Source organism: Mycobacterium sp. (assembly GCF_040398885.1).
Taxonomy (GTDB): Bacteria; Actinomycetota; Actinomycetes; order Mycobacteriales; family Mycobacteriaceae; genus Mycobacterium.
In genome coordinates this window covers 1-6,548 of record NZ_JBBATF010000165.1, presented here as the reverse complement: position 1 = coordinate 6,548, position 6,548 = coordinate 1, and the positions used below count along the sequence as shown (strand labels likewise).

General features: G+C 69.5%; 6 protein-coding genes. All 6 read left to right on the top strand.

The window, feature by feature from the left end; translation table 11 throughout:
• Positions 1–146, top strand: a 146-nt coding sequence (locus ADBZ5U_RS13585) for an adenosylhomocysteinase (RefSeq protein WP_526811029.1), incomplete at its 5' end; no start/stop codon positions are given.
• 70 nt (positions 147–216) lie between these two features.
• A complete protein-coding gene (locus ADBZ5U_RS13580; protein ID WP_526811027.1) occupies positions 217–1,488 on the top strand; it encodes a lipase family protein in 1,272 nt (423 codons plus the stop codon).
• A complete protein-coding gene (locus ADBZ5U_RS13575; protein ID WP_526811022.1) occupies positions 1,488–2,117 on the top strand; it encodes a dTMP kinase in 630 nt (209 codons plus the stop codon). The genes ADBZ5U_RS13580 and ADBZ5U_RS13575 overlap by 1 nt, the downstream gene beginning before the upstream one ends.
• Before the next feature lie 72 nt (positions 2,118–2,189).
• Complete coding sequence (gene mtrA, locus ADBZ5U_RS13570; protein WP_526811020.1) at positions 2,190–2,876, top strand: two-component system response regulator MtrA; 687 nt, start codon at positions 2,190–2,192, stop codon at positions 2,874–2,876.
• 67 nt (positions 2,877–2,943) lie between these two features.
• On the top strand, positions 2,944–4,575 hold the full coding sequence (mtrB, locus tag ADBZ5U_RS13565; protein ID WP_526811018.1) for an MtrAB system histidine kinase MtrB: 1,632 nt from the start codon (positions 2,944–2,946) through the stop codon (positions 4,573–4,575).
• Positions 4,575–6,326, top strand: a complete 1,752-nt coding sequence (gene lpqB / locus ADBZ5U_RS13560; RefSeq protein ID WP_526811024.1) for an MtrAB system accessory lipoprotein LpqB — start codon at positions 4,575–4,577, stop codon at positions 6,324–6,326. The genes mtrB and lpqB overlap by 1 nt, the downstream gene beginning before the upstream one ends.
• Positions 6,327–6,548 lie beyond the last annotated feature (222 nt).

The following is a 6,548-nucleotide window of genomic DNA, read 5'->3' as shown; positions in this document are numbered from 1 at the left end:
GGCTGCCCAAGCACCTCGACGAGAAGGTGGCCAAGATCCACGTCGAGGCCCTCGGCGGGACGCTGACCAAGCTCACCAAGGACCAGGCCGAGTACATCGGCGTCGACGTCGAGGGCCCGTACAAGCCGGAGCATTACCGCTACTGAGCCGCTGACACGGTGATAGCTTGCGGCCGTGGCTAACGCGGCGCGGTGGGGTGCCCTGCTGGCTGCCGCGATGGTCGCCGGGTGGGGGGCCGGGGCGGCATCCGCCGACGACCCGAATCACCCGGTGGACCCGTATTACAACGAGGACGAGTACGCCGCGTTCTACACCCCGCCCGACCCGCTTCCTCCCGGCGTGCCGGGTGACGTGATCCGCACCGAGCCGTCCCGGTTGGTCCTCGCGCCGTCCGGACAGCCGGGCGCCGTCATGGCCACCGGAACCCGAGTCATGTACCGCAGCACCGATTCCCGCGGCAACCCGATGGCGGTGTCGGGCACCTACTTCGAGCCCTACAACCGCTGGCCCGGCGCGGGGCCGCGACCGCTGCTCGTCTACGGTCCGGGCACCCAGGGCCTCGGTGACCAGTGCGCGCCGTCGCGCCAGTTCAACCAGGGCATCCACTTCTCGCCGTTTCTGGACATCGCCTTCAACTACGAGGCGATGTTCGTCTCCACCCTGGTGGCGCGCGGCTTCGCGGTGATGATGACCGACTACCAGGGTCTGGGCACCCCGGGGGTGCACACCTACGTCAACCGGGTCGCCGAGGCCGACGCCATGCTCGACGCCGGCCGGGCGGCCATGCGACTTCCGGGCACCTCGCTGGACGCCCACGGGCCGATGGCGCTGATGGGCTACTCCCAGGGCGGCGGCGCCGCGGCCGCGGCGGTCGAACTGGCCTCGTCCTACGCCCCCGAACTGCGCATCGTCGGCGCCGTCGCCGGCGCGCCGCCCGCCGATCTGGAGGCGCAGATCCCGTTCACCGACGGCAGCGTGCTTGCCGGGGTGATCGGCTACGCGCTGAACTCGGTGATCTCCGCCCACCCCGAGTACGCCGAAAAGGTTCGCGCCACCCTGACGCCGATGGGTCAGAAGATGCTCGACGACACCGCCACCCAGTGCATCGGGGAAACGGTGCTGCGCTACCGGTTCAAGCATCTGCGGGACTTCTTCGTCGGCGACGTGAACGAGGTTGCACATAATCCGTTGTTCCACAAGATATTCGACGCCCAGCGACTTGGCCGCTACAAACCCGGTGCCCCGGTCTTCGTGCTGAGCAACCGCTACGACCCACTGGTCCCGTGGGGACCCGCCGCGCAGATGGCCCGGGCCTGGTGCGCCCAGGGTGCCGATGTCCAGTTCTGGACCAACGAGCAACCGCCACTGTTCAACAAGTTGGCGGTCAACCATGCGCTGCCGATGTTCGTCGACGGAGAACGGCTCATGCAGTGGCTAGCCGATCGGTTCAACGGCCTGCCGACCACGCCGAACTGCGGCGCGTTCTAGTGCTGCTCGTCATCGAGGGACTCGACGGCGCCGGCAAACGCACCCTGAGCCGCGGGCTGCAGGAGGCCTTTGCGACGGCCGGGCGCTCGGTGACCACGCTGGCCTTCCCCCGCTACGGCAGGTCGATCACCGCCGATCTGGCCAGTGAGGCGTTGCACGGCCGGCACGGCGACCTGGCCGGGTCGGTCTATGCGATGGCGGTGCTGTTCGCACTCGACCGCGCCGGGGCCAAGGATCAGATCACCACCCTGCGCGCCGGCCACGACGTGGTGATCCTGGATCGCTACGTCGCCTCCAACGCCGCCTACTGTGCGGCTCGGCTCAATCAGGACGCCGCCGGCGAGATGGTGTCCTGGGTGGGCGACCTGGAATACGGGCGGTTGGGCCTGCCCGAGCCCGACCACCAGATCCTGCTCGGGGTCCCGGTGGAACTGGCCCGCGAACGGGCCCTGCGCCGGGCCGACGAGGAGGCCGATCGGGCCCGCGACGCCTACGAACGGGACGCCGCGCTGCAGCAGCGCACCGCCGCGGTGTACGCCGAACTGGCTGAACGGCACTGGCACGGGCGCTGGTCGGTGGTCGCACCGGACGTCGACGCCGGAAGCCTCGCGGCCGACCTGTCGACCTGAGCGGCACTTGCTGCCGGCGTTCGGGCAGAACACGCGTGTTCTAGCAGGGATTTGCCGCGGTTCGGTGACACCATGGTCGCTATGAGGCAACGGATTCTGGTTGTTGACGATGACCCCTCGCTCGCGGAGATGCTGACCATCGTCCTGCGCAACGAGGGTTTCGAGACGGCGGTCGTCGGCGATGGTTCGCAGGCGCTGACGGCGGTTCGCGAATTGCGGCCCGACCTGGTGCTGCTGGATCTGATGCTGCCCGGGATGAACGGCATCGACGTGTGCCGGGTGTTGCGGGCGGACTCCGGGGTGCCGATCGTGATGCTGACCGCCAAGACCGACACCGTCGATGTGGTGCTGGGCCTGGAGTCCGGCGCGGACGACTATGTGATGAAGCCGTTCAAGCCCAAGGAACTGGTGGCCCGGGTCCGGGCCCGGCTGCGGCGCAACGACGACGAGCCCGCCGAGATGCTGTCCATCGGCGACATCGAGATCGACGTGCCGGCTCACAAGGTGACCCGAGACGGCGAGCAGATCTCGCTGACCCCGCTGGAGTTCGACCTGCTGGTGGCGTTGGCGCGTAAACCGCGGCAGGTGTTTACTCGAGACGTGCTGCTCGAGCAGGTTTGGGGCTACCGGCACCCCGCGGACACCCGGTTGGTGAACGTGCATGTCCAGCGGTTGCGGGCAAAGGTCGAGAGGGACCCGGAGAACCCGCAGGTGGTGCTGACCGTTCGGGGAGTGGGTTACAAGGCCGGACCGCCGTGACGGCGGGCCGCGGCGATGCTGAGCGTCAGCGAAGAGCAGCGGCGGCGCGAATGAGCGCCGCCTCCCGATGATTTTCAGCACCAGGCGGCGCACGCGGTCCGGCCCCGTGGTCCGGGGCACCAGTGCGATCAGCCGGTCGCTGGCCCGCATCTGGCGACGTTCCCTGCAGTTGCGGGTGGTGGTTCTGACCCTCGGCCTGTCCGCGCTGGTGATCCTGGTGCTTGGTTTCGTGCTCACCAGCCAGATCACCAACCGGGTGCTGGACGTTAAAGTGCGTGCGGCCACCCGGGAGGTGGACCGCGCCCGCAACACCGTCAGCGGGATAGTCAGCGGCGAGGAGGCGCGCTCGCTGGACTCCAGCCTGCAGTTGGCCCGTGACACCTTGATCTCCAAGCCGGGCCAGGCTTCCGGCCCCGGGGTGGCTGGCGCGTTCGACGCCGTCTTGATCGTCCCCGGCGACGGCCCTCGGGAGGCCACCTCGGCCGGCCCGGTCGACCAGATTCCGCGTTCGCTGCGGGACTTCGTCAAGGCAGGTCAGGTCAGTTACCAGTACACAGGAGTGCGCATCGACGGGTTCTCCGGCCCGGCGCTGCTGGTGGGCACTCCCGCGCCGTCGCGCATCAGCAACCTTGAGCTGTACCTGATCTTCCCGCTGAGCAGCGAGGAAAGCACCATCACCCTGGTGCGCGGCACCATGGCCACCGGCGGACTGGTGCTGCTGCTGTTGCTGGCTGGTATCGCGCTGCTGGTCTCCCGGCAGGTGGTGCTCCCGGTGCGTTCGGCCTCCCGGATCGCCGAGTCGTTCGCCGAGGGGCAACTCTCGGAGCGGATGCCGGTGCGCGGTGAGGACGACATGGCGCGGCTGGCGGTGTCGTTCAACGACATGGCCGAGAGCCTGCAGCGGCAGATCACCACCCTCGAGGAGTTCGGCAATCTGCAGCGGCGGTTCACCTCCGACGTCAGCCACGAACTGCGCACGCCGCTGACCACGGTGCGGATGGCCGCGGATCTGATCTATGACCACAGCGAGGATCTGGATCCGGCGCTGCGTCGGTCGACCGAACTGCTGGTCGGCGAACTCGACCGGTTCGAGACCCTGCTCAACGACCTGCTGGAGATCTCCCGGCACGACGCCGGTGTGGCCGAGCTTTCGGTGGAGGCACTGGATCTGCGCTCCACGGTCAACAGCGCCCTGGGCAAGGTCGGTCACCTGGCCTCCGAAGCCCACGTCGACCTGCAGGTGGAGATGCCCGAGGAAGCCGTGATCGCCGAGGTCGACCCCCGCCGGGTCGAGCGCATTCTGCGCAACCTGATCGCCAACGCCATCGACCACGCCGAGCGCAAGCCGGTGCAGATCCGGATGGGCGTCGACGAGGACACCGTCGCCGTCACCGTCCGCGACTTCGGCGTGGGCCTGCGGCCCGGCGAGGAGAAGCTGGTGTTCAGCCGGTTCTGGCGCTCCGACCCGTCGCGGGTACGCCGCTCCGGGGGAACGGGCCTGGGCCTGGCGATCAGCATCGAGGACGCCCGACTGCACCAGGGCAGGCTGGAAGCTTGGGGCGAGCCGGGCAATGGGGCATGCTTCCGGCTGACGCTGCCGCTGGTGCGCGGCCACAAAGTCACCACCAGCCCGCTGCCGCTGAAACCTGTTGCCGCCGAGCATCTTCGGCGTCGGGAGACCGCGGGGGAGCGGGCGTGATTCGAAGGCTTCTGGTCAGTGTGTCGGCCGCCGTGATGGTGGCCCTGGCGGGGTGTGCCGGGGTGCCGGATTCCTCGGCGCCGCAGGCGATCGGCACCGTCGAGGTGCCCGCGCCCAGGCAGTTGCCCGAGCCCAACCCGGCCATGAGCCCCGATCAACTGCTGCGCGAGTTTCTCAAGGCCACCGCGGATCCGGCCAACCGGCACATCGCGGCCCGCCAGTTCCTCACCGAGTCGGCCTCCAAGGACTGGGACGACCAGGGCAGCGCACTGCTCATCGACAAGGTGTTGTTCACCGAAACCCGTTCGGAGGATGGGGTTTCGGTGACCATGCAGGCCGACATCCTCGGGTCCATCTCCGATATCGGCGTATTCGAGACCGGGGAGGGCAAGCTGCCCGACCCGGGACCGATCGAGTTGGTGCAGACCGCGGGCGGCTGGCGGATCAACCGGCTGCCCAACGGGGTATTCCTGGACTGGCAGCAGTTCCAGGCCGCCTACAAGCGCTACACGCTGTATTTCATCGACCCGACCGGCAAGACCGTCGTCCCCGACCCCCGCTACGTCGCGGTCTCCGACCCGGACCTGCTGGCCACCGAACTGGTCAACAAACTCATCGCCGGCCCGCGGCCGGAAATGGCCAAGGCGGTGCGCAATCTACTGGGCCCGCCGCTGAAACTGCGCGGGCCGGTCACCCGCGCCGACGGCGGCAAGACCGGAGTCGGCCGTGGCTACGGCGGTGCCCGGGTGGACCTGGAGAACCTCACCACGACCGACCCGGCAAGCCGGCTTCTGGTTGCCGCGCAACTGATCTGGACGCTGGCCCGCTCGGACGTCAACGGGCCGTACCTGATCAACGTCGACGGGGCTCCGCTGGACGACCGGTTCGTCGACGGCTGGAAGACCACCGACGTCGCCGCCTCCGACCCGGGCGCGGTGGACGGCGCCGCGGCCGGGGTGCATGCGCTGATCGGCGGGTCCCTGGTGGCCGTGGACGGTCAGCAGGCGGTCAAGGTGCCCGGTTCGTTCGGGTCGATGGCCGACCAACGGGCGGCGACGTTCTCCCGGTCCGGCCGGGACGTGGCCGCGGTGGTCGCCCCACCCGACGCCGGCGCCTCGCTGTGGATCGGGCCCAGTGGCGGGCAGGCCGTGCGGGCCACCGACGGCCGGACGGTGTCGCGCCCGACGTGGGCGCTCGACGACGCGGTGTGGGTGGTGGTCGACGGCAACAGCGTGGTGCGGGTGATCCGCGAGGAGGCCTCCGGACAGCCGGCCCGCATCCCGGTGGACTCCGCGGCGGTGACGTCTGCGTTCCCCGGGGCGATCACCGAACTGCAGGTATCCCGGGACGGCACCCGGGTGGCGATGGTGATCGACGGTCAGGCGGTGCTCGCCGGGGTGGAGCAGACCGCGGGCGGGGAGTTCGCGCTGAGCTACCCGCGCCGTATCGGCTTCGGCCTGGGCAAGTCGGTGGTGTCGCTGGCCTGGCGCACCGGCGACGACATGGTCGTGACCCGCAACGACCCCGCCCACCCGGTGTCCTACGTCAACCTCGACGGGGTGAACTCCGACGGCCCGAGCAGCAACCTGGTGATGCCGGTGTCGGCGGTGGCGGCCAATCCCTCGGCGGTGTATGTGGCCGACGCCCGCGGGGTGTTGCAACTGCTCGCCACCAGCGCCGCCAACGGGCAGACCTGGACCGAACTGCAGCCGTTCATGGCGCCCGGAGCGGTGCCGGTGATGCCGGGTTAAGTCGAGCGACGATGCCGCCGAGGGACGAGGCGGGGGAGGAGTGAGACGGTCGGGTTCAGTCGAGCGACGATGCCGCCGAGGGACGAGGCGGGGGAGGAGTGAGACGGTCGGGTTCAGTCGAGCGACGATGCCGCCGAGGGACGAGGCCGCCGTCTTGTCACCGCCGAGGGGCAGACTGCGGATCATGCTCGACCTGGTCCTTCCGCTGCAGTGCGGCGGCTG